Consider the following 23,587-nt stretch of genomic DNA (forward strand, 5'->3'; position numbering starts at 1 on the left):
ACCCGCGGGGCCGGAGCATGTTCCGGTTCCCCTGCGACGAAAGATGCATCACATGTCTGGAGACTGTTACCGCGTAACAGTTCAGCTAGCCGCGATCTCGTGGCCTGCCATCAGTTCCAGCGCCCGCACCATCGCGGAATGATCCCAGGCCTTGCCGCCATGCGCGGTGCAGGACGAGAACAATTGCTGCGCCACCGCAGTGCTCGGCAACGACAGGCCGAGGGCGCGCGCGCCTTCGAGCGCGAGGTTCAGATCCTTCTGATGCAGCTCGATGCGGAAGCCCGGATCGAAATTGCGCTTCACCATGCGCTCGCCATGCACCTCGAGAATCCGCGACGAGGCGAACCCGCCCATCAGCGCCTTGCGCACCAGCGCGGGGTTCGCACCGGCCTTCGATGCGAACAGCAACGCTTCGCTCACGGCCTCGATGGTCAGCGCGACGATGATCTGGTTGGCGACCTTCGTGGTCTGGCCGTCGCCATTGGCACCGACATGCGTGACGTTCTTGCCCATCTTGTCGAAGATCGGCTTCATGGTGCCGAAGGCCCGCTCGGGACCGCCGACCATGATGGTGAGGCTCGCGGCTTTCGCCCCGACCTCCCCGCCCGACACTGGCGCGTCGAGATAGTCCGCACCCAGTGCCTCGATCTTCTTCGCGAACTCCTTCGTCGCCAGCGGCGAGATCGAGCTCATGTCGACGACGATCTTGCCCTTGGAGATACCGCTCGCAACGCCGTCCTTGCCGAACAGCACGGCCTCCACATGCGGCGTATCCGGCACCATGATGATGACGGCGTCCGCCTGCTCCGCGACCTCCCTGGCCGATTTGCAGGCGATGCCGCCCGCAGAGATCAGCTCAGATGCGACCGGCGCGACGTCATGCAGGAACACGCGATGGCCCGCGGCCAGGAGGTGGCCGGCCATCGGCCGTCCCATGGTGCCAAGTCCGATGAAGCCGATGTCGATCATGTCTGATGTTCTCTCAGTTGCATTGGCGAAGTTTCATCCGCGCGCTCAGTGCACCTCTCCCGCTTGCGGGAGAGGTCGGCACGCAGTGCCGGGTGAGGGCTCTATCCGACCGGGGATTATCTCGGCACACATCAGAAGGCCCCATCGCGGAGACACCCTCTCCCCAACCCTCTCCCGCAAGCGGGAGAGGGAGCGCACCGCCTCTGTGTCTTCCTTAGGTCTCGAAGGTCTGTGCCGCGTGCCAGGAGAGGCCTTCCAGCGTCGTGGTGCGCGGCTTGTATTCGCAGCCGATCCAGCCGCGATAACCGATCGCGTCGAGATGGCGGAACAGGAAGGGATAGTTGATCTCGCCGGTGCCGGGCTCGTGGCGGCCGGGATTGTCGGCGAGCTGGATGTGGGCGATCTGGGGCAGATATTCCTGCATGGTGCGGGCGAGATCGCCCTCCATGATCTGCATGTGATAGATGTCGTACTGGATGAAGAGGTTGTTCGAGCGCACCTCGGAGATCAGTTGCACCGCCTGCTCGGTACCGTTGAGATAGAAGCCGGGAATGTCGAGCGTGTTGATCGGCTCGACCAGCAGCTTGATATTTTCACGCGCCAGCGTCGAGGCGGCGAAGCGCAAATTGCCGACCAGCGTCTCCTGAAGCTCGCGCGGATCAGCGTCGGAAGGCGCGATGCCGACGAGGCAGTTGACCTGCTCGCAATCGAGCGCCTTGGCATAATCGATGGCGCGGAACACGCCGTCGCGGAATTCGGCGGTGCGGTCGGGCAGGATCGCGATGCCGCGCTCGCCCCCGGCCCAATTTCCGGCCGGCAGATTGTGCAGCACCTGCGTGAGGCCATGGGCCTCGAGCTGCTCGCGCAGCTGCGCCTTGTCGAAATCATAGGGAAAGAGATATTCGACCCCGGCAAAACCCGCCGCCTTCGCCGCGGCAAAGCGGTCGAGGAACGGCATCTCGTTGAAGAGCATGGTGAGGTTGGCGGCAAATTTCGGCATGATGCTCTCCTTTATTCCGCCGGCTGCAACACGCGCGTGGTGCCGACCTCGTCGAGCGGCAGATCCAGCACCTCCTCGAACTCGACGATGTTGTCGATCTCCGTGCCCATCGCGATGTTAGTGACACGTTCGAGGATGAACTCGACCACCACGGGCACGCGGTGCTTGGCCATCAATTCGCGTGCTGTCGCAAATGCGGCCTGGGTATCCTTGGGATCGGTGACGCGGATCGCCTTGCAGCCGAGGCCTTCGGCCACCGTGACATGGTCGACGCCGTAGACGCCGATCTCGGGCGCGTTGATGTTCTCGAAGGAGAGCTGGACGTGGTAATCCATGTCGAAGCCGCGCTGGGCCTGGCGGATCAGGCCGAGATAGGAATTGTTCACGACGACGTGGATGTAGGGCAGATTGAACTGCGCGCCGACCGCGAGCTCCTCGATCAGGAACTGGAAGTCGTAGTCGCCCGACAGCGCGACGATCTCGCGATCCGGACACGCCGCGCGCACGCCGAGGGCAGCGGGCAGCGTCCAGCCGAGCGGGCCCGCCTGCCCGGCGTTGATCCAGTTGCGCGGCTTGTAGACGCCGAGGAACTGCGCGCCGGCGATCTGCGACAGGCCGATCACGGTGACATAGGTGGTGTCGCGACCAAAGGCCTTGTTCATCTCCTCATAGACGCGCTGCGGCTTGATCGGAACGTTGTCGAAATGGCTCTTGCGCAGCATCGTCTTCTTGCGATCGCGGCAGGCAGCGGGCCACGCCTGGCGCTCGCGAAGCCTGCCTGACCGCCGCCACTCCCTGGCGACGGCAACGAACAGCTCGAGCGCGGCCTTTGCGTCCGAGACGATGCCGAGATCGGGATTGAACACGCGCCCGATCTGGGTCGGCTCGATGTCCACATGAACGAACTTGCGGCCCTTGGTGTAGGTCTCGACCGAGCCGGTGTGGCGGTTGGCCCAGCGATTGCCGATGCCGAGCACGAAGTCGGATTCGAGAAGCGTGGCATTGCCGTAGCGGTGACTGGTCTGAAGGCCGACCATGCCGGCCATCAGCACGTGATCGTCGGGGATCGCGCCCCACCCCATCAGCGTCGGCACGACAGGTACGTTGGCGATCTCGGCGAATTCGACCAGCAGGTCCGACGCGTCGGCGTTGATGATGCCGCCGCCCGCGACGATCAGCGGCCGCTCGGCGGCGTTGAGCATCTCCAGCGCCTTCTCGACCTGCTTGCGCGTCGCGGCGGGCTTGTAGACCGGCAGCGGCTCATAGGTCTCGTCGTCGAACTCGATCTCGGCGAGCTGCACGTCGAGCGGCATGTCGATCAGCACCGGCCCGGGACGGCCCGAGCGCATGATGTGAAACGCCTGGCTGAACACGCGCGGCACCAATGCCGGCTCGCGCACCGTCACCGCCCATTTGGTCACGGGCTTGGCAATCGACTCGATGTCGACGGCCTGAAAATCCTCCTTGTAGAGCCGGGCCCGCGGCGCCTGGCCGGTGATGCAGAGGATCGGAATGGAATCGGCGATCGCCGAATAGAGCCCGGTGATCATGTCGGTGCCGGCCGGCCCGGAGGTACCGATGCAGACGCCGATATTGCCGGCCTTGGCCCGGGTGTAGCCCTCCGCCATGTGCGAAGCGCCCTCGACATGGCGCGCCAGGATGTGGCGGATCGAGCCGCGCTTCTTCAGCGCCGAGTACAGCGGATTGATCGCAGCCCCGGGAACACCGAAGGCGGTCGAGATGCCTTCCTTCTCCAGGATACGCACGGCCGCATCGACAGCTCGCATCTTCGCCATATCGGACCTCCCTCAGGTTCAAGTCAGTGAGCGAGATCATCAGATGCGGGGGATGCGATCTCAACGAGATCGATTTTATTTTCCACGATGCGGCAGCCGCTGGAAAATCCGCGGATGTCTCAATCGGTTAGATGAAACGGTCAGTGAAAGCCGCTTCACTCGAACAGCGGCGCCAGCTCCATCTGCGGCACCAGGACGAGGCCCTTGTCGGTGATACGAATTTCCGGAATGACCGATAGCGGAATCAAATTGAAGCCCATGTAGGGGATGGTGCAGCCGACCTCCGCCCATTCCTTCTTGAGCGCCTTGACCTCCTCGGCAACTTCCGTGACGCGCCTGTCGGACAGGAGCCCCGCGATCGGCAGCGGAACCAGCGCCCTCACCTTGCCGTCGGCGACGACGCAGACGCCGCCCTGCTGCTCCCTAATCGCTGCGATCGCGACCTGCATGTCGGCCTCGTTAGTGCCGGCGACGATGATATTGTGGCTGTCGTGCCCAACGCTGGAGGCAACCGCGCCGCGCTTCAGGCCAAAGTCTTTCAGCAGGCCATAAGCGAGGTTGCCGGCCGATTTGCCGTGGCGCTCGACCACCGTGACGAAGCAGAGGCCGTAGCGCGCGAACAGCGACGGCCAGTCCTTGGCCGGTTCGATCGCCACCTTCTCGTGAATCAAGGTGATGCCCGGCAGCGCGGTCTTGATGGCGTTGACGGTGCAGGCCTTCGCGGGCAGCTCCGGCGTGAGCTTCATCTTCTCAGGGAGCTTCACGGTCGCATAGGCCGCCTTCGGATATTGGTAGCGCTGCGACAGCGCCTGATCGAGACGCGGCGTGATCTTGCCGTGTTCGACCACGAGCTCGCCGCCATACCAGGTGCATTGCGGCTTGAGCTGGTCGTCCATCAGCACGAGATCAGCGCGGCGGCCGCCGCCGAGCCCGCCGATATCGCCTTCCATGCCAAAGCGCGTGGCGCCATGCAGCGAGCCCATCGACCAAGCCTGCTCCGGCGACATCCCCGCCTTCACCGCCTCCCGCACCACCCAGTCGAGGCCGAACAGCAGGAGATCATCCGCGTCACGGTCGTCGGTGCAGACGGCCGTGCGCTTGTGCGAGGCCCCGAGCTCCATGATCGTCCGGATCGCCTGCGGCAGCGAGTGCCAGGGCGTCGTCGGGGGGCCGCCGCGCAAAAATACCCAGACGCCGGCGTCGAGCAGATCATCGGCGATGTCGCGGTCGATCGCCTCATGGGTGTCGGTGACGCCGCTCGCCGCATAGGCCGCAACGAATTCGCGGCCGTAGACATGGCCGGACACCGGACGTCCCCGCTTCAGGGCGGCCGCGAGGATCGCGTGGCTGCGCTCGTCGCCCATCGTGACAGGCACGAAATCCATCTTCTCGCCGAGCGCGACCGCCTCGGGCCAGCGGTCGAACAGGCCGGCGATCTTGTCCGGCGTGAGGTCGCCGCCGGCGGTCTCCAGTTCCGCCGAGGTCGCCGGCACGGTGCTCGGCACCGTCAGGAAGATCGAGAGCGGCGCCTCCCGTGCGTCCTCCAGCATCGCCTCGACACCGGCGACGTCCATGACGTTGCCGATCTCATGACTGTCGCAGAAGATCGTCGTGGTGCCGTTGAGCAGCGCTGCCTCGGCATAGGCGCAGGCCGTCACCATCGAGGATTCGATGTGAATGTGCGGATCGACAAGGCCGGGCGCGATGATGCCGCCCGCGGCGTCATAGAGCGGTACGTCACTCCACACCTTCTTCGCCGTACCGGCCGGCTTCACCGCCGCGATGCGGCCGCCTGTGATCCAGACCTCCCGCCCCGGATGGATACGCTCAGAATAGGTCGAGAGCACCCGCGCGCCCGATATGACGAGATCAGGCACGACGCGCGCCGAGGCGACGTCGGCGAGGCGCCGCGTCATGCTGTGCAGCGGCGCGACCGAGAAACGGGTGAGTTTGGTCATCGGGACTCTCGCGGAGATTGGACAACCCAGCGATGGTTGCCCCCGGCAGCGGCAGGAGCAACTCAAATAAAACGGCACCCGTGCTTACGCATTGGGCAACGTGGGCGCCACTGTTCGGCCAAAGCGGGCTTGTGCCATGCGCAGGACGACGTCCTCGCGATCAGCTCTTGGCTTCCTCGGACTTTCGCCGAGAGCGCCGTTTCGGCACCGGCGCGGCCACCGTCACGGGCTTGACACGGATGCGCACCGATCCTTCGACTGGTCGAGGTCGAAGGCATTCGTCTTGCGCACGAGGTCGATCAACTTGCGGGATCCGTAGGTTCGCGGGTCGAAATCGGGCGCCAGGTTGGTCACCTGCTTTCCAATCACGCCAAGCTCGACCCAACCGTCTTCGCTTTCCGCCTGGGTGATGACGTTCTTGATGATCGAGGTCGCGGCTTCCGGCGGCTGCAGCGAGCGCGGCGCGGACGCGGCATCCCGATTGTTGGCCACGCCGCCGCGCAAATTCTCGGTGTAGACGAACTTCCGGCAGGCCTGCCGAAAACTCTCCGGCGTCTTCTGCTCGCCGAACCCGAACACGTCGATGCCGTGCTCGCGGATGCGCGCGGCGAGCCGGGTGAAGTCGCTGTCCGACGAGACCAGGCAGAAGCCATCGAACCGGCCGCTGTGCAGCAGATCCATCGCATCGATCACGAGCGTGATGTCGGACGCATTCTTGCCGGTCGTATAGGCGAATTGCTGCTGCGGGATGATGGCGTGCTTCGCCAAAATGTCGGCCCAGCCCTTCGAGCGGGCATTGGAGAAATCGCCGTAGATGCGGCGAACGCTGGCCTCGCCGATCTTTGCGATTTCCTCGAACAGCCCGTCCGCGATCTTGGCCGACGTATTGTCAGCATCGATCAGGACGGCGAGACGGGGCGAGCGAATTTCGGACGGCATGACGTTCCCCACGGGATGGATTCGAGATCGGACGATAGCGCCAATTCAGCCGTGACGCTTGTGAAAGCCCTCGCGAATATAGCGCGCGAACTCTTTCGTAAGCGCGCTGACTCGCGTCGAAGGAAGCCTCAGATTGACAAACTGCCTTGGCAGCTTTGGCAAATGGGGGCCGGTCAACACGGCAAGGCGGTCGGGGACCGTCCTCGACAGGAACGGCGCGATCGCCATGTCGGCCTCGAGCGTGGCAAAGACCGGCTCCAGGCTGCCCACCTGACAGATCGCCCGCCATTCGACCTTGGCGTTGGTCAGGGCCTCCACGGCTGCAGCGCGAAAACCGCAGTCCTCTTGCCCGAGCGCGATCGGCAATGGATCGCGCTTGTGGGCATCGCCACCCTTGGCGCCAACCCAGACCAGCCTGTCGGACAACAGCAGCCGGTCGCCCTCGCCGGGCTGCGGCTCGGTGAGCAGCGTCAGGTCGACGTTGCCCTCGACGAGGCCGCGCTTCAGGGCGCGGCTGGTATCGCTGACCAGCGTGACCAGTACGTTCGGATGATCCTGCCGAAACAATCGCAGGATCGGCGGCATCAGCATGCCGACCACGTCATGAGGGACGCCGAGCCGCACTTCACCTGCGAATTCGACCGCCAGCATCTGGCTCATCACCTCGTCGTTCAGCGCGATGATGCGATGGGCGGCAACCATCAATCGCTCGCCGCTGCGGGTCAGCCGCACGGCGGCGGCGTGGCGCTCGAACAGCGGCGCACGGAACAGATCTTCCAGACGCTTGATCTGCTGGCTGACCGCGCCCTGGCTCCGGTTCACGACCTTTGCGGCCGTCGTCATGCGACCGGTCTCGGCCACCGCCACGAAGGAGCGCAGCAAGCTGACGTCGATGTCGTCCATCGGACATTCCTGCAATTAAGAAAACCAATACGTCCCATTTTAATAATTAGTTTTTCTATTGAGAACAAGCCGGCTAGTCCTGACGGATGCGAGGAGCGTCGCGATGGACACGGTTGCAACGGGCTTATTCCTGACAGCGGCGGTCGGATTGCTGGGATCGCCGGGGCCGGCGATCGCTGCGCTACTCGCGGTCGGTCGCGCCCGCGGCTTTGCCGGCGGGTTGCGATATTTCCTGGGGCTTCAGCTCGGTCTGGCCATGGCCGCCGGCATCACGGCCGCGGGATTGTTTTCGTTGCTGGCGACATTCCCGTCCGCGCTGCACGTGATGACGATCGCAGCCACAGTTTATCTCGTCTATCTCGCCTGGAGCATCGCGTCGTCCCCGATCGGGGAAGCAGGAACATACAACGGCGCGCACGCCTCGCCCGCGATGGGATTTCTACTCGGCGTGACGAATCCAAAAGCCTATCTCGCGTTCGCCTCGCTGCTGGCATCGTACACCTTGATCAAGGACAACGCCCCGCACGATGCTTTCACCAAGTGGATGTTGCTGATCGCAGTGATGATCGTGGTCGACATCATCTGGCTCTACACTGGAGCCTTCCTGCGCGGATTGTCGCTGTCGCCCAGGAACGAGCGCGCTCTCAACATCGCGCTCGGATTGACGGTGCTGATCGCCGCCGGATTGGCGTTCGTCTAATCCTCGTTCGCCTTGAACCGGCCGAGCCCCTTCAGCACGAAGGGGGCCAGCAGCGCGATCAGCGCGACGCCGAGCAGCGTCGCCGAGATCGGGCTCTGCAGCAGCGTCATGGGATCGCCGAGGCTGATGGCGAGCGCGCGGCGCAGCTGGCTCTCGGCGATCGGGCCGAGGATCAGGCCGACCACAACGGGCGCGATCGGGAAATCGAACCGGCGCATCAGGAAGCCGAGCACGCCGAACCCGGCCAGCATCGACAATTCCACCACCGACGGCTTTGCCGCGATGGTGCCCATGGTCGCGAACACGAGGATGCCGGCATAGAGCCAGGGCTGCGGGATCGCGAGCAGCCGCACCCACAGGCCGACCAGCGGCAAGTTGAGCACCAGCAGCATCATGTTGGCGATGAACAGGCTTGCGATCAGGCCCCACACCAGGTCAGGCCGCTCGGCGAACAGCAGCGGCCCGGGATTGAGGCCGTATTGCTGGAAGCCCGCCAGCATCATCGCGGCCGTCGCCGAGGTCGGCAGTCCCAGCGTCAAGAGCGGCACCAGCGTGCCGGCGGCGGAGGCGTTGTTGGCCGCTTCCGGTCCGGCGACGCCTTCGATCGCGCCCTTGCCGAATTCCTCGGGATGTTTCGTGAGGCGCTTCTCGGTGGAATAAGACAGGAAGGTCGGGATCTCCGCGCCGCCCGCCGGCAGCGCGCCGATCGGGAAGCCGAACATGGTGCCGCGCAGCCACGGCTTCCACGACCGCTTCCAGTCCTCCTTGGTCATCCACAGCGAGCCGCGCACCGGCTCGAGCTTCTCCTCGCTGTGGTGACGGCGCGACGCGACGTAGAGCGCCTCACCCACTGCGAACAGGCCGACGGCCAGCGTCGTCACCTCGACGCCGTCGAGCAGTTCGGGGACGCCGAACGCCAGCCGCGCCTGGCCGGTCAGCTTGTCGATGCCGACGAGGCCGAGCGTCAGGCCGATGAACAGGCTGGTGAGGCCGCGGATCGGGGAATCGCCGAAGGTCGCCGACACCGTGACAAAGGCGACGCACATCAGCGCGAAATAATCCTCGGGGCCGAAGCGCACGGCGAAATCGACCAGCCATGGCGCAAGGAACGCAAGGCCAATTGTGGCGATGGTGCCGGCGACGAAGGAGCCGATCGCCGACGTCGCCAGCGCCGGGCCGCCGCGGCCAGCCTTGGCCATCTTGTTGCCTTCCAGCGCGGTCGCCATCGAGGCGCTCTCGCCGGGTGTGTTGATCAGGATCGCGGTGGTCGAGCCACCATACATGCCGCCGTAATAGATGCCGGCGAACATGATCAGCGAGCCGCCGGGATCGAGCTTGTAGGTCACCGGCAGCAGCAGCGCGACCGTCAGCGCCGGGCCGATGCCAGGCAGCACGCCCACGGCCGTGCCGAGGAACACGCCGATAAGAGCGTACAGCAAATTCATCGGCTGGACGGCGACCGCCATGCCGTGGGCCAGCGCGGCAAAAGTGTCCATCACAGCAGTCGCTCCAGCGGGCCGGCAGGAAGGCTCAGCGTCAACAGGCGGTCAAAGGCGAGATAGATGAGGGTCGACATCACGAGGGCGATGATGCTGTCGACGAGGACGGCGCGGCGCCCGAACGCCGCCGACGTGGTCACGAACAGCGCCGATGTCGCCAGGATGAAGCCGCCACCGAAGCCGATGATGGCGATCAGCAGCGCAAGGCCAATGAGGATCAGGACAACTGGTACGGGATCGGCGCTCTCGCGCGCCGGCAGATTGCCGCGCAGGGCGTCGATGAAATTGCCGATCGCGAGCAGCGCAAGGCCGGTGGCGACGACGACCGGCATCGCCTCCGGCCCCATGCCGTACATCGCGGCGGACTGCAGGCCGCGCGCGTCCCAGACCAGCACCGCGGCAAGTAGCGCGAGCAAGGCGGCGATGACGATGCCGGCGCGATCGACGCGCCGCGGCTGCGCAGGATCGCCTGAGGTCATGACTTGACGAGGCCGACCGATTTCAGCACGTCGGTAACGCGCACGGTTTCCTTCTTCAGGAAGTCGGCGAAGGCGTCGCCGCCGAGATAAGCATCCTCCCAGCCCTTCTGCTTGAGGATCTCCTTCCAGGCGTCCGACTTCACCATCTTCTCGACCGCATCGCTCAAGGTCTTGCGCTGCTCCGGCGTGATGCCGGGAGGCGCGACCACCGAACGCCAATTGGCGATCACGAGATCGATGCCCTGTTCCTTGAAGGTCGGGATGTCGCTGCCTGCGATGCGCTTCTCCGAGGTCACGCCGATCGCGCGCAGCTTGCCGGACTTGATCTGCCCTTCATATTCGCTCAAGCCCGAAATGCCCGCGGTGACCTTGCCGCCGAGGATCGCCGCGAGCGACTCGCCGCCGCCGGAGAACGGGATGTAGTTGATCTTCTTGGCGTCGGCACCGACCGCGCCGGCGAATAGCGCGGCCATCACATGGTCGACGCCGCCGGCCGAGCCGCCGGCGAAGGTCACCTTGGCGATGTCGGCCTTCACCGCGGCGGCGAGATCCTGCGCATTCTTGATCGGCGAATTCGCGGGCACCACGATCACCTGGATTTCCTCGGTGAGGCGCGCGATCGGCGTCACCTGCTCGAGCGTCACCGGCGACTTGTTCATTGCGAGCGCGCCCACCATGACGAAGCCGTTCACCATCATCTGGTTGCCGTCGCCCTTGGCGCCGTTGACGAACTGCGCGATGCCGACGCTGCCGCCGGCGCCGGGAACGTTGGTGACCTGCACGCTGCGCGCCACGCCCGCAGCGACCAGCGCCTGCTGCATCGAGCGCGCGGTCTGGTCCCAGCCCCCGCCCGGGGCTGCCGGCGCCATCAGCTTGAGCTCGAGCTGCTGGGCGAAGGCAGGCGTCGCTGCCGCGAGGGTCAGCGCGACGGCTGCGCCGACAAGGCGCGCGGAAAACTGAAACATGGGGGCATTCTCCAGGCTCGTGCGGACGTGTTGATCGTTTGCCGCATTGTGTCGTTTGGTCGCATATCAGCCAAAACGGCCGACGCTGTCCAGCGACGGGCCCGGTTCCTTGCTATCCGGATTGCGGCATCGCCCCGCCGAGCGCCAACGTCAGCTCACCGGCGACTTCGCGCACGATTTGCCCGATTTCCGGCAGTCTGTCGTCGGTCAGGCGGCTGGTCATGCCCGAGACGGAGATCGCCGCCAGCGGCTCGGCGCAGTCGTTATAGACAACTGCGGCAATACAGCGCAGGCCCATGGAGGCCTCCTCGTCGTCGACCGCATAGCCCTGCTTGCGGATTTTTTCGAGCTCCCTGAACAGGTCGCTCGGCCGCACGATCGACTTTTCGGTCAGGCGCGGCATGCCGTGATGGCGGATCACGGCGCCGACGTCCTCGTCCGAATAAGTGGCGAGCACCGCCTTGCCGACCCCCGACGTCACCATGGGGACGCGTCCGCCCATCTGGGTCAGCGACCGCATGATCTCGCGGCTCTCCATGCGGGTCAGCACGATGATGAACTCATCGTCGACGACGGCAAGATTGGCGGTCTCTCGGGTGAGGTCGCGCAGCTTACGAAGATACGGAATCGCCTGCGTGGAGAAATTGCGCCGGCGGGCAAAGCTCGCGCCGACAGTGAAGCTGCGGACGCCGACATGCCATTTGGATTCGACGCGGTCGAACTGAACGAAGCGGCGGCTTTCCAGCGTCGCCAGCAGGCGGTGGACGGTGGAGGCGGACAGACCGGTCCGCACGGCGAGATCGCTGAGGCGATAGCCTTCGTCGTCTTCAGCGAGCGTCTCGAGAATCGACAGCGCGCGGTCCACGGACTGCACGCCGCCGTCACGCGCCTCGTGCTCGGCCTCCGATGGCGGCCGGGCTTCGAGCGATTTGCGCCGGATCACGTTCTTGCTCATCGCGTGCGTCCGTCATTCCGGGATGGTGCGCCGGGACTGCGCGCAGCGCGGGCCTGGCGTACCAGACCCGGAATCTCGAGATCCTCAGGTGCGCAAGTGCGCACCATAGTTCGATGCTCCGCATCGCCCCGGAGGAGAGTTAGGCTCAGAGCAGCCCTGCCCCGCGCGCCCACTTGTACTTGGCACCTAACACCTCGACCGGCAGCTCGGTGGAGTAGGCGTAGGCCGGGATGCCGTTCTGGTAGAGATATTCGGCAGCTTCCTCGACCTCGACGTCGCCGGCCAGTGACGCCACGATCGGCTTCACAAAACCCTTGGCCTCCATCTCCTTCTTCACCTCGACCATGTTTCGGGCGAACACCATCGGCGGCGTGACGATCGTGTGCCAGTAGCCGAGGATCAGCGAATGGATGCGCTCGTCCGACAGGCCGAGCTTCACCGTGTTGACGTAGGTGATCGGCGGCTCGCCGCCGGTGATATCCACAGGATTTCCGGCCGCCCCGAACGGCGGGATGAACTTGCGGAAGGCCGCGTCGAGATCCGGCGGCATCGACATCAGCGACAGGCCATTGTCGACGCAGGAGTCCGACAGCAGCACGCCCGAGCCGCCCGCACCGGTGATGATGAGGACGTTCTCGCCCTTTGGCGTCGGCAGCACCGGCACGCCGCGAGCGAATTCGAGCAGCTGCCGCAGGCTGCGGGCGCGGATCACGCCGGACTGCGCCAGCACGTCCTCGTAGATCTTGTCGTTACCGGCGAGTGCGCCGGTGTGCGAGGACGCGGCCTTCGCGCCAGCCGAGGTGCGGCCTGCCTTGAGCACGACGACCGGCTTCTTCTTGGAGACGCGCTTGGCGGCTTCCGCGAAGGCGCGGCCGTCCTTGAGGTCTTCGCAGTGCTGCGCGATCAGGTTGGTGTTCGGATCCTGCTCGAAGAAGGCGAGCAGATCGTCCTCGTCGATGTCGGACTTGTTGCCGAGGCCGACGATCGCGGAGACGCCCATCTTGGCCGAGCGCGAGAAGCCGATGATGGCCATGCCGATGCCGCCCGACTGCGACGACAGCGCCGCGTGGCCCTTGACGTCGTAGGCGGTGCAGAAGGTCGCGCAGAGATTGGCCGGCGTATAGTAGAAGCCGTAGATGTTCGGCCCCATCAGGCGGATGTCGTACTTCTTACCGACCTCGACGATCTCGGCCTGCAGCTCCGGCGCACCGGCCTCGGCGAAGCCCGACGGGATCAGCACCGCGCCCGGGATTTTCTTCTCGCCGCACTCAGTGAGCGCCGCCGCGACGAACTTCGCGGGGATCGCGAACACGGCCGTGTCGATCACGCCCGGCACGTCCTTGACGCTCTTGTAGGCCTTGTAGCCGAGGATTTCGGCAGCCTTGGGATGGATCGGATAGATCTCGCCCTTGTAGCCGCCGTTGATGAGGTTCTTCATCACGGAGTTGCCGATCTTGCCATCCTCGGCGGAGGCGCCGACCACGGCGACCGCCTTCGGCTGCATGATGCGGTTCATGGCGGCGACGATCTCTTCGGTCGGACGCGGCTTGGGCTTCGGCACATAGGCGAAGTCGACGACGATACGGACGTCGGCGGCGATCGCGCTCTTCGCCGTCGCGAACACCGGGTTGAGGTCGAGCTCGACGATCTCGGGGAAATCGGTCACGAGCTGCGAGACCTTGACGATGACGTCGGCGAGCGCCGTGCGGTTCACCGGCTCACCGCCGCGCACGCCCTTCAGGATCTCATGCGCCTGGATGCCGTCGAGCATCGACAGCGCGTCTTCCTTGGTCGCGGGCGCGAGGCGGAAGGTGATGTCCTTCAGGACTTCGACCAGCACGCCGCCGAGGCCGAAGGCGACCAGCTTGCCGAACGAGCCGTCGGTGATCGAGCCGACGATGACCTCGGTGCCGCCGGCCAGCATCTGCTGCACCTGGACGCCCTCGATCTTGGCGTCGGCCTTGTACTTCTTGGCATTGCCGAGAATGGTCTCGTAGGCCTTCTCGGCCTCTTCAGCCGTCTTGAGGCCGACGATGACGCCGCCGGCTTCGGTCTTGTGGAGAATGTCCGGCGAGACGATCTTCATCACGACGGGGAAGCCCATGGACGAAGCCATCTTGCCGGCCTCGCCCGCCGACTTGGCCACGCCTTCCTTCGGCACCGGAATGCCGTAGGCGTCGCAAACCAGCTTGCCTTCCGGCGCCGTCAGGCTGGTGCGGTTGTCCGCCTTGACCTGGTCAAGCACCTTGCGGACGGCATCTTTTGAATTGGACATATGGCTTCTCCCTTGACCTGAGTTCGTTCTTTGCAAAGCGCGCGCGTGTTGCGGCCGCCCGTGATGCTTGCCATTCGCCGCGCTCTGTTCCATGCGGCGGAACGGAGTGGCATAAGGGCCAGAATACTCCGCCGGCTTGGATCAAAAATGGCTGGCGATGGCATTTGGTATGCCAGAAGCCAACTTGTCAAGCCGCCGCGCACCCTGGAACGCCGCAAAAAATAGGCAGCTTGACATTCTGGCATGTGGTATGCCAAAAACTTTCCCGTTAATATTCCTGTAAAAGACGACTCCCACTGGAGGAGATTCGTCGTGTCACTACGGAAACCAACCAAGGCGTTGCCGAACATGGCCGAGGCAGACATCGCAATCGTTCGCATTGCCCCGGAGAGCAGCTTCAAGAACAAGGCGTATGACGCCTTGAAGGAAGCCATCCTCAAGATGGACATCTACTCGACGCCCGAGCCGGTGATGCTCGACGAGCGCGCGCTGTCCGAACGCCTGGGCGTCAGCCGCACGCCGATCCGCGAAGCCATCGCGATGCTCGAGCAGGACGGTTTCGTGAAGACCGTGCCGCGCCGCGGCATCATGGTGGTGCGCAGGACCAAGAGCGAGATCGTCGACATGATCCGCGCCTGGGCGGCGCTGGAGAGCATGGCGGCGCGCCTCATCACCACCACCGCTCGCAAGAAGGACATCACGGCGCTGCGCGACTTCTTCAAGGACTTCGGCAAGGACCGCCTGCCCGAGGATCATGTGGAGGAATACTCCAAGGCCAACATCGCCTTCCACCAGGCGCTGATCTCGCTGTCGGAATCGCCCGTCCTGGTCGATCTCACCAACGACCTGCTGCTGCACGTGCGCGGCTATCGCCAGCTGACGATCGGACGCAAGGACCGCACCGCGACGTCGCTACCCGAGCATCTCGGCATGATCGAAGCACTTGAAGCGCGCGACACCGAGCTCGCCGAGAAGCGCGCCCGCGACCACACCCTCGGCCTTGCCGCTTACGTCGAAGCGCACGGCCAGGAACTGTTCACGTAACTAGCAACGTTCACCAGAAGGGCGAAAAATTCGCCCCGTTACTTGAGACCAGGGAGACAAGGCCCATGCTGAATACCGCGACCAAGTCCGAAGCACCGGGCACCGAGCAGGAACTGACGGATGGCTTCCATCTCGTCATCGACGCGCTCAAGCTGAACGGCATCAACACCATCTATAATGTGCCGGGCATCCCGATCACGGATTTGGGCCGCATGGCGCAGGCCGCCGGCATTCGCGTGATCTCCTTCCGCCACGAGCAGAACGCCGGCTACGCCGCAGGCATCGCCGGCTACCTCACCAAGAAGCCCGGCGTCTGCCTCACGGTGTCTGCGCCCGGCTTCCTCAACGGCCTCACCGCGCTCGCTCACGCCACCACCAACTGCTACCCGATGATCCTCGTGTCCGGCTCCTCCGAGCGCGAGATCGTCGACCTGCAGCAGGGCGACTACGAGGAGATGGACCAGCTCGCGATCGCGAAGCCGCTGTGCAAGGCGGCCTATCGCGTGCTGCACGCCCAGGACATCGGCATCGGCTTTGCCCGCGCCATCCGCGCCGCAGTCTCGGGCCGCCCGGGCGGCGTCTATCTCGACCTGCCGGCAAAGCTGTTCGGCCAGGTGATGAACGCCGAGGCCGGCCAGAAGTCGCTGGTCAAGGTGATCGACGCGGCCCCCGCGCAGATCCCCTCGCCTGCTTCGGTCAAGCGCGCGCTTGATGTTCTGAAGAGCGCAAAGCGTCCGCTCATCATCCTCGGCAAGGGCGCGGCCTACGCGCAGGCCGATGAAGAGATCAAGAGCTTCGTCGAGAAGAGCGGCGTGCCGTTCCTCCCGATGAGCATGGCCAAGGGCCTCCTCCCCGACACCCATCCGCAGTGCGCCGGCGCGGCCCGCTCGACCGTGCTGAAGGATTCCGACGTCGTCATGCTGATCGGCGCGCGGCTGAACTGGCTGCTCTCCCACGGCAAGGGCAAGAGCTGGGGCGAAACGCCGAAGAAGTTCATCCAGGTCGACATCGAGCCGAAGGAAATGGACTCCAACGTCGAGATCGTCGCGCCCGTCGTCGGCGACATCGGCTCGGTCGTCTCGGCCTTCAACCAGGCGATCGCTACGGGCTGGGCCGCCCCGCCCGCCGAATGGACCAAGGCGATCACCACCAAGCGCGACGAGAACGTCGCCAAGATGGCGCCGAAGCTCATGAACAACAAGTCGCCGATGGACTATCACGGCGCGCTCGGCGTCTTGAAGAACGTCATCAAGGAGTATCCCGAGGCGATCCTCGTCAATGAAGGCGCCAACACGCTCGATCTCGCCCGCGGCGTCATCGACATGTACAAGCCTCGCAAGCGTCTCGACGTCGGCACCTGGGGCGTGATGGGCATCGGCATGGGCCAGGCGATCGCCGCCGCGCTCGAGACCGGCCATCCCGTGCTCGCGGTGGAAGGCGACTCGGCGTTCGGCTTCTCCGGCATGGAGGTCGAGACCATCTGCCGCTACAACCTGCCGATCTGCGTCGTCATCTTCAACAATGACGGCATCTATCGCGGCACCGACGTCAACGGCGCCAACGACGATCCGGCAACCACCGTGTTCGTCAAGGGCGCGCGTTACGACAAGATGATGGAAGCCTTCGGCGGCGTCGGCGTGAATGCCACCTCGCCCGACGAGCTCAAGCGCGCCGTCAACGAAGCCATGAAGTCCGGCAAGCCGACGCTCATCAACGCGGTGATCGATCCGGCCGCGGGCTCGGAGAGCGGCCGTATCGGCAACCTCAATCCGCAGAGCGTTCTGCAGAAGAAGAAGTAAGGCACGATCCGGAAGAGTGCGAAGCGGTTTTCCGATAAGATCATGCCCAAACAAAAGAGCTAAAGCGCCAAGCGCGCTTTAGCCTCCCCTTCAACCCTTATTCCCTGTGGTTCGCAGGGGCAGACACAGAGTACGGAGCAACACGATGACCAAAGCGCTCACGGGCGTTCGCATTCTCGACTTCACCCACGTCCAGTCCGGACCGACCTGCACGCAGCTGCTGGCCTGGTTCGGCGCCGACGTGATCAAGGTGGAACGTCCGGGCGTGGGTGACATCACCCGCGGCCAGCTGCAGGACATCCCGAACGTGGACAGCCTGTATTTCACCATGCTCAACCACAACAAGCGCTCGATCACGCTCGACACCAAGAACCCCAAGGGCAAGGAAGTCCTCACCGAGCTGATCAAGAAGTGCGACGTCCTGGTCGAGAATTTCGGCCCCGGCGTGCTCGACCGCATGGGTTTCCCCTGGGAGAAGATCCACAGCCTCAACCCGAAGATGATCGTCGCCTCGATCAAGGGCTTTGGCCCCGGCCCCTACGAAGACTGCAAGGTCTATGAGAACGTCGCGCAGTGCACCGGCGGCGCCGCCTCCACCACCGGCTTCCGCGATGGCCTGCCGCTCGTCACCGGCGCGCAGATCGGCGACACCGGCACCGGGTTGCATCTTGCGATCGGCATCCTGGCCGCGCTCCATCAGCGGACCACGACCGGCAAGGGTCAGAAGGTCACCGCCGCGATGCAGGACGGCGTGCTCAATCTTGCGCGCGTCAAGCTGCGTGACCAGCAGCGCCTCGCCCACGGCCCACTCAAGGAATACAGCCAGTTCGGCGAAGGCGTTCCGTTCGGCGATGCCGTGCCGCGCGCGGGCAACGATTCCGGCGGTGGCCAGCCCGGCCGCATCCTGAAGTGCAAGGGCTGGGAGACCGATCCCAACGCCTACATCTACTTCATCACCCAGGCCCCGGTCTGGGAGAAGATCTGCGACGTGATCGGCGAGCCGACCTGGAAGACCGATCCGAACTACGCCAAGCCGGCCGTCCGCCTGCCGCGCCTGAACGAGATCTTCGCCCGCATCGAGCAGTGGACGATGACGAAGACTAAGTTCGAGGCGATGGAAATCCTCAACAAGGACGACATCCCCTGCGGCCCGATCCTGTCGATGAAGGAAATCGCCGAGGACCAGTCGCTGCGCGCGACCGGCACCGTGGTCGAGGTCGACCACCCCACCCGCGGCAAGTACATCTCGGTCGGCAACCCGATCAAGCTGTCGGACTCCCCGAGCGAGGTGGAGCGTTCGCCGCTGCTCGGCGAGCACACCGACGAGATCCTGCGCTCGGTGCTCGGCTTCAGCGATCACCAGGTCGCCGACATCCACAAGTCCGGCGCGCTCGATCCGCCGCAGAAGCAGGCCGCTGAGTAAGCGAGTCTGTCAGAGAACGACGAAAGGGCCGCCCGAAGGGGCGGCCCTTTTTGCTTGTGAAGGCGCACAGGCGCAGGGCTCAAACTAAAAAGTCGCAAAACAACCCCATGCACAGTAGCCACCCCATTGGCGTCAAAAGGCATTTCTGCTTTTACGAAATGCCTTTTGACCCGTCGGGCAAAACAGGGGTATTATGCCATCGTCGAAAAAAGCAACATCGGTCCCAGGCGTCGTCCTGTGGCCTCCGATTGCGCCAGATTTCTTGTGGGCGCCAGATGAGGTAGCCCTGCCATCCTCCGAGAAGCAATCGATGCCGAATTAAGGTCGCCTCCCAGGAACAGGCGGGGTTCCGCCCCGTTATCTTGCACGGGCGCGCTCGTGGGAGCGCAGGCGGGCCATCCAACGACAAGTCGACCGCCGCCAGCCCGCGAGCCGAACACGCCGGGTCCGGCGCATTTCGAGATCGCGCCTGTCCACCCAAATCGAGGTCAAGACGATGAGAGATCATCCCGCGTCCCGGGCTCTGCGGGAGGCCAACAGAGCGTTCAAGCCGGTCGAAACGAAGAAGCCGATGAGCGACTATGCGAAGGCGCAACAGTCTCTTCATGAGAATCGCGAGCGCCTGAAGGCGGAACGACTGGCGCGAGAGGCCAAGCAGGGAAAGCACCCCAGATAACAGGGATATCGTCCCAGATAAGGCAGTGCCGGTGCCGCATTATTACTTCGACATCAGGGACGGCAAGGCACTCGCTGTGGACGAAGAGGGACTGAATCTGACGAACCAGAGAGCTGCCGAGATCGAAGCTGCGCTGTCTCTTGCCGATAGCGCCAAGGACCTTGCGCCGTCCGCGAGCGGCCGCGGCCTGGCGATCGAGGTGCGCGATGACAATGGCCCGATCTTTCGGGCGGCATTTCTCTTCGGGACCGCCCGGTCGAACGATTGAGATCGCCCCAGGAGTTCGGCCTGAAGCGCGGTGAGAATAGATGAATCGCCACCGCGCTTCAGGTTGTTGCCTAAGCATGATCTTTCGGAAAACCGCTTCGCACTTTGCGCTAACGCGGCCCTCGGGTCGGGATCATGCTTCAGAGCATCGAGAGGACGACGACGCCGTCCTCGAGCTCACCTGACGCGAGGCGCGCCCGTGCGATACGCTCGAACTCCGTCCGGTATTTCTGAAGATAGCTGAAGGCCTGCCTCTGCGTCCGGAAGGTCGTGGCAAGACGGCATAGCTGTCGGCCTGCGCCAAGCGCGAGAAAGAAGGTGATGGTGCCGCCGTCATCCGGCTTGATCCTAGGCACGGCCCGCACTCTCTGGCATGTGAACGGCCCTTTTCAGGTTCTCGGCGACGCTGTTGAATCCGGCTATCGCGGCAATTTCCTCGCGCGCCTCTTCGGTACAGGCGCCGGCAACGATGCACTAAGACTGGCGTCGGCAGCTTCCTTGGCCTCACGCAGCTCGCGAAGCCGCGCCATGTTCTTGCGGATATCGACAGCGCGCCTTTCGACATCCGCGACCGCCCGCGCGCCCTCTTCGGCGGCCAGGCGTTGACGCTCGGCCCGCGCGACGGATTCGGGTGACGGCTCGGCCGTTTTCTTCGCGCTCATCTTTTGGCGCTCATCCTTCACCCTGCCCGGCAACGGAGAAAACCCGCTCAATCCCAGGGATCGAGCGGGTCGCATGGCCGTTTCAGTACATCCGTGAAACGGCGCTACAGAATTCAAGCCAGCGAGAGATTCTCCGCGCTGACCTTGCCCCGCATCTTGTCGGTCTTGACCTCGAAGCTGACCTTCTGGCCCTCGGCGAGACCCGCAAGGCCTGCCCGCTCGACCGCGCTGACGTGAACGAACACGTCATTGCCGCCGTCGTCGGGTTGAATGAATCCAAAACCCTTCTGGCCGTTGAACCACTTCACTGTACCTGTCGCCATTCTCTTCTCCAAAGCGCGCGAGCGCGTAGTCCGCGTGACGCTCACGCAGATCGTTTCAATTCGTCGATGTCTCTGGAAAAGGAGCCCGCGGGCGCATTCAACAAGGCACAGCGGCTGAACGAATGAAGTGACGCTATACCTCGCCATCGACATTAGCAAGGCTTCGGGCAGATTTAATCGCGCCCGCAGCCGGCGGCGGCCCGACCTCGGTTCCAACCTCAGCTATCGCCTGAGCTCTCTGATGAGGTTCGCCAACCGTGGATCGTCAGGCCGGAGAAGCGCCAGTCGCTCGGCGTAACCAAGCGCCGCAGCGATGTCTCCCTTCTCCCTGCTGAAGCTCAAAGCGGCTGAAAGCAGCTCCAGATTGTTCGGATGAGCGCGCAGGCTCTGATTCAGCACGGAAAGTGCATCGTCGCGCCGGCCCACCCCGTTCAGTCCTATGGCATAGACGTAGGCGTACCGCATTTGGCCAGGGTCGAGAGAGGTCGCCCGACGCAGCTCGTCGAGGGCCTCCTCGCTGCGCTTCTGGCGCACGAGTGTCAGACCAAGCGCGTAGTGGAGTGATGCGGCCTGCGCCGACGTGGAGAGTGCCTCACGCAGGATTTTCTCCCCGTCACTGTCGCGTCCGAGCTGCCGGTACAGGTCGGACAGGTTGACGGCGGCCGCCGCAAACGAGGGATCGAGCCTGAGGGCGGCGCGGTATTCGGCCTCCGCCGCGCCGGGATTGGCCTGGCGCCGGAAGAAGTCGCCGAGCGCCGTTCGCGAATCCGGCCGATCAGCATTCAGCTTCTGCGCAACAATGAATTCGGCAGCCGCCCGCATGAACTTGTCGCGATCGGGCGGTGGCTGGCGCGCTGGAGGCATGGCGGCCAAGACTTCGGCGGCGCGAATGCGGACACCACGCACGGGATCGCTCAGCTGCGCCGAAGCGAGCGGCCAGAGCTGATCGGCCGGCACTCCTTCGAGCCGATCGAGCGCGCCGAGCCTCACGAGCGGATCAGAATCGGAAAGCCCCTGCCGGATCAGATCGAGAACCGGCGCCGGAAGCTCCGCCAGCGCGCTGGCGCGGACGAGACCGGGAACGTCAGCCGATTCAGCGATTGCGGCGAGCTGCGCTTGCGCGTCGGCAGCTTCGCTCCAGGCAGCATGAAATGCCCGCGCCCAGGTCTGATGGCCGCGTCGCTCCGGCCCGAACCAGCCCTCGATCTGATGCGCTGCCCAGGCCGCCGGCTTGTCGCGATGGCAGTCGTTGCACGCATTCGGTGCGCCCGTCTGCACCGAGAGATCGGGGCGCGGAACGCGGAAGCCGTGGTCGTGGCGACGGTCGACGACCATGTAGCGGCGCTCCGGCATATGGCAGGCCGGACAGCCCGGCGGCGGCGAGACATCGGCGTGGTGCCGGTGCGCCATGGATTCATATTTGGCGGGCGCATGGCACTGCGAACAAACGCCGTCTCCGGACGCCTTCAACGTTGCGCTGTGCGGGTCGTGGCAGTCGCTGCAGGTCACGCCCTTGGCGAACATCCTGCTCTGCTTGAACGGTGCGTAATTGTAGGTCTCCTCGTCGTCGCGCATCTGGCCGTCGGCATGAAAGCGCTGGCGATCGAGCAGCGATACGCGGTGTGTGTCAGAGAGCGGTCGGCCCGGTATCCAGTCTTCCGAAAGCTGCCCGCGGCGCGCATGGCAGCGCCCGCAGGTCTCGACCTCCTTGCGCAGGGCCGGCGCCGGCGCGCTACGTACCGGCGTCAATGTGTCGGCAGAGGCGGACCAGGTGACGCCGGAGCGCTCGTCGAAGCGGACCAGCAGGCCGTTATCGGCGGTGCGCGCCGCCGGCTTGCCACGCGCCCAGGTGACGTGGCGCGAGCCCGCACCGTGGCACGCCTCACAGCCAACGCTGATCTCGGAAAAGGTGGTCGCGAACCTGTCCCGGTCGGCATTGTAGCCCTTGTGCACATCAGTCGAATGGCACTCCGCACACATGAAATTCCAGTTCTGGTTCAGCTTCGTCCAGTGCAGGGGATCGCTGCTGGTGATGGCGCTGTCCGGGTAGAGATGAAACCAGCGCTGACCGCCCTGCTCTTTCGGCCGCGTGTCCCAGGCGATGGACAGAGCCTGGAAACGGCCGTCCGGGAATTGGATCAGATATTGCTGCAGCGGCTCGACGCCGAAGGTGTATTTCACCTCGAAGGTCGCGAGCTTGCCGTCGGGCCCGTCGGTCTCGACCAGGAACTTGTTGTCCTTGCGGAAGAAGCGCGACCGGGTGCCGGCATAGTCGAAGGTCGCGCCGTTGAAATCGCCGCGCACGGATTGCGCGGTCGCATGATCCATGGCGTGGCGGTGTTGCGACGTCCGCCAGAGTTTCGCCTCGGCCTGGTGGCAGCCGGCACAGGACTCGCTCCCGACGAAGGCCAATTCGACCACTGCGGGAAGCTGGATCGGGGCCCTTGACGTCGCGAACCAGAGCAGGCCGACGGCGATCGCGGCGGCAAATATGCTCGCGACGGCGATCCACCGCTTCGTGGTGCCCTCGGAGGGAGGCCGTGACTGCGGTGAGGAACGATCTGGTTCAGGCGCTCGCGCCGTGCGGACCTTGTCGCGCTTGCGGTTCTTTCGCGAGCCTCGTGCCACGTCTGCTTACCGCTCCAGCCGCCGCGCGCTTCGTCACCGCAGCGGCTCGATCTTGGCGGGCATGTCTGGCCAGCGGCTCACCCGATAGCTCGCATTGCTGCATCTGAGCACCCAGACCCCATGATCGGCCCTCGAGCGCCCGGCATCCTTGGTTGCGCCCAGCGGCTTGTCGCAAGTAAACCCCTGCGAGCGGATTTGTGCGGCAAGCATGCCCTGAAGCGTCTCCGCCGCGCCCTGCGCTGCAGCGCGGCCGACGGCCAAGACGTCGATCAGCGCAAGCGTTGAAATGAAGATCCAACGACCGTTCTTCATGAGCTTCTCCGATCA

The 23,587-nt window shown here is 64.7% G+C and carries 21 protein-coding genes and 1 pseudogene; 6 read left to right on the top strand and 16 right to left on the bottom strand.

Going from position 1 to position 23,587, the window contains the following annotated elements; genetic code table 11:
- Positions 1-81: 81 nt before the first annotated feature.
- From N2603_RS29955 to N2603_RS29980, 6 genes and pseudogenes are all read right to left on the bottom strand, one after another.
- Entirely contained in the window at positions 82-969 is an 888-nt protein-coding gene (locus N2603_RS29955) for a 2-hydroxy-3-oxopropionate reductase (protein ID WP_260384960.1), read from the bottom strand.
- A gap of 214 nt (positions 970-1,183) precedes the next feature.
- Positions 1,184-1,969, bottom strand: coding sequence for a hydroxypyruvate isomerase (gene hyi / locus N2603_RS29960; RefSeq protein ID WP_260384961.1), 786 nt, complete (start codon positions 1,967-1,969; stop codon positions 1,184-1,186).
- An 11-nt stretch (positions 1,970-1,980) separates the two neighbouring features.
- Complete coding sequence (gene gcl / locus N2603_RS29965; protein ID WP_260384962.1) at positions 1,981-3,765, bottom strand: glyoxylate carboligase; 1,785 nt, start codon at positions 3,763-3,765, stop codon at positions 1,981-1,983.
- Between the two features lie 155 nt (positions 3,766-3,920).
- Complete coding sequence (locus N2603_RS29970; RefSeq protein WP_260384963.1) at positions 3,921-5,723, bottom strand: adenine deaminase C-terminal domain-containing protein; 1,803 nt, start codon at positions 5,721-5,723, stop codon at positions 3,921-3,923.
- A gap of 160 nt (positions 5,724-5,883) precedes the next feature.
- A pseudogene (locus tag N2603_RS29975) lies at positions 5,884-6,662 on the bottom strand (NYN domain-containing protein).
- 45 nt (positions 6,663-6,707) lie between these two features.
- Positions 6,708-7,565, bottom strand: coding sequence for a LysR family transcriptional regulator (locus tag N2603_RS29980; RefSeq protein WP_018647733.1), 858 nt, complete (start codon positions 7,563-7,565; stop codon positions 6,708-6,710).
- A gap of 103 nt (positions 7,566-7,668) precedes the next feature.
- Between N2603_RS29980 and N2603_RS29985 the strand changes: the two genes are divergently transcribed.
- A complete protein-coding gene (locus N2603_RS29985; RefSeq protein ID WP_260384964.1) occupies positions 7,669-8,265 on the top strand; it encodes a LysE family translocator in 597 nt (198 codons plus the stop codon).
- Here the strand turns inward: N2603_RS29985 and N2603_RS29990 are convergent.
- The 5 genes from N2603_RS29990 to N2603_RS30010 all read right to left on the bottom strand — a co-directional run bounded on the left by N2603_RS29990 (position 8,262) and on the right by N2603_RS30010 (position 14,438).
- On the bottom strand, positions 8,262-9,761 hold the full coding sequence (locus tag N2603_RS29990) for a tripartite tricarboxylate transporter permease (protein ID WP_260384965.1): 1,500 nt from the start codon (positions 9,759-9,761) through the stop codon (positions 8,262-8,264). The two genes, N2603_RS29985 and N2603_RS29990, sit on opposite strands and share 4 nt — an antisense overlap.
- Positions 9,761-10,243 carry a tripartite tricarboxylate transporter TctB family protein gene (locus N2603_RS29995; protein WP_260384966.1) on the bottom strand — a complete coding sequence of 161 codons (483 nt, stop codon included), beginning with the start codon at positions 10,241-10,243 and terminating at the stop codon, positions 9,761-9,763. Before N2603_RS29995 ends, N2603_RS29990 begins: the two co-directional genes overlap by 1 nt.
- Complete coding sequence (locus N2603_RS30000) at positions 10,240-11,208, bottom strand: Bug family tripartite tricarboxylate transporter substrate binding protein (protein ID WP_145831311.1); 969 nt, start codon at positions 11,206-11,208, stop codon at positions 10,240-10,242. Before N2603_RS30000 ends, N2603_RS29995 begins: the two co-directional genes overlap by 4 nt.
- 112 nt (positions 11,209-11,320) lie before the next feature.
- Positions 11,321-12,163: an IclR family transcriptional regulator gene (locus tag N2603_RS30005; protein ID WP_260384967.1), complete on the bottom strand. Its 843-nt coding sequence runs from the start codon at positions 12,161-12,163 to the stop codon at positions 11,321-11,323.
- A gap of 145 nt (positions 12,164-12,308) precedes the next feature.
- Positions 12,309-14,438, bottom strand: coding sequence for an acetate--CoA ligase family protein (locus N2603_RS30010; protein ID WP_260384968.1), 2,130 nt, complete (start codon positions 14,436-14,438; stop codon positions 12,309-12,311).
- Positions 14,439-14,786: 348 nt separating this feature from the next.
- Here N2603_RS30010 and N2603_RS30015 point away from each other — a divergent pair, with 348 nt between their 5' ends.
- From N2603_RS30015 to N2603_RS30035, 5 genes are all read left to right on the top strand, one after another.
- A complete protein-coding gene (locus N2603_RS30015) occupies positions 14,787-15,482 on the top strand; it encodes a GntR family transcriptional regulator (protein ID WP_164936202.1) in 696 nt (231 codons plus the stop codon).
- A 65-nt stretch (positions 15,483-15,547) separates the two neighbouring features.
- Positions 15,548-17,281 carry an oxalyl-CoA decarboxylase gene (gene oxc / locus N2603_RS30020; protein ID WP_260384969.1) on the top strand — a complete coding sequence of 578 codons (1,734 nt, stop codon included), beginning with the start codon at positions 15,548-15,550 and terminating at the stop codon, positions 17,279-17,281.
- A gap of 145 nt (positions 17,282-17,426) precedes the next feature.
- Positions 17,427-18,704, top strand: coding sequence for a formyl-CoA transferase (gene frc, locus N2603_RS30025; RefSeq protein WP_260384970.1), 1,278 nt, complete (start codon positions 17,427-17,429; stop codon positions 18,702-18,704).
- Between the two features lie 496 nt (positions 18,705-19,200).
- On the top strand, positions 19,201-19,380 hold the full coding sequence (locus tag N2603_RS30030; protein WP_018647743.1) for a hypothetical protein: 180 nt from the start codon (positions 19,201-19,203) through the stop codon (positions 19,378-19,380).
- 25 nt (positions 19,381-19,405) lie between these two features.
- Positions 19,406-19,648, top strand: a complete 243-nt coding sequence (locus tag N2603_RS30035) for a DUF6894 family protein (protein WP_425248934.1) — start codon at positions 19,406-19,408, stop codon at positions 19,646-19,648.
- Positions 19,649-19,787: 139 nt separating this feature from the next.
- Here N2603_RS30035 and N2603_RS30040 read toward each other — a convergent pair whose 3' ends face one another.
- The 5 genes from N2603_RS30040 to N2603_RS30060 all read right to left on the bottom strand — a co-directional run bounded on the left by N2603_RS30040 (position 19,788) and on the right by N2603_RS30060 (position 23,572).
- Positions 19,788-20,012 (bottom strand): hypothetical protein, encoded by a 225-nt coding sequence (locus N2603_RS30040; protein WP_260384971.1) that lies wholly within the window; start codon positions 20,010-20,012, stop codon positions 19,788-19,790.
- Positions 20,013-20,066: 54 nt separating this feature from the next.
- A complete protein-coding gene (locus tag N2603_RS30045; RefSeq protein WP_260424295.1) occupies positions 20,067-20,309 on the bottom strand; it encodes a transcriptional regulator in 243 nt (80 codons plus the stop codon).
- A gap of 113 nt (positions 20,310-20,422) precedes the next feature.
- Complete coding sequence (locus N2603_RS30050; protein WP_018647747.1) at positions 20,423-20,632, bottom strand: cold-shock protein; 210 nt, start codon at positions 20,630-20,632, stop codon at positions 20,423-20,425.
- 222 nt (positions 20,633-20,854) lie between these two features.
- Positions 20,855-23,260, bottom strand: a complete 2,406-nt coding sequence (locus tag N2603_RS30055) for a cytochrome c3 family protein (protein WP_260384972.1) — start codon at positions 23,258-23,260, stop codon at positions 20,855-20,857.
- 33 nt (positions 23,261-23,293) lie between these two features.
- Positions 23,294-23,572: a hypothetical protein gene (locus N2603_RS30060; protein WP_260384973.1), complete on the bottom strand. Its 279-nt coding sequence runs from the start codon at positions 23,570-23,572 to the stop codon at positions 23,294-23,296.
- Between the last annotated feature and the right edge of the window lie 15 nt (positions 23,573-23,587).

The sequence above is a fragment of the Bradyrhizobium huanghuaihaiense genome (assembly GCF_025200885.1).
In the GTDB taxonomy this organism is placed as follows: domain Bacteria; phylum Pseudomonadota; class Alphaproteobacteria; order Rhizobiales; family Xanthobacteraceae; genus Bradyrhizobium; species Bradyrhizobium huanghuaihaiense.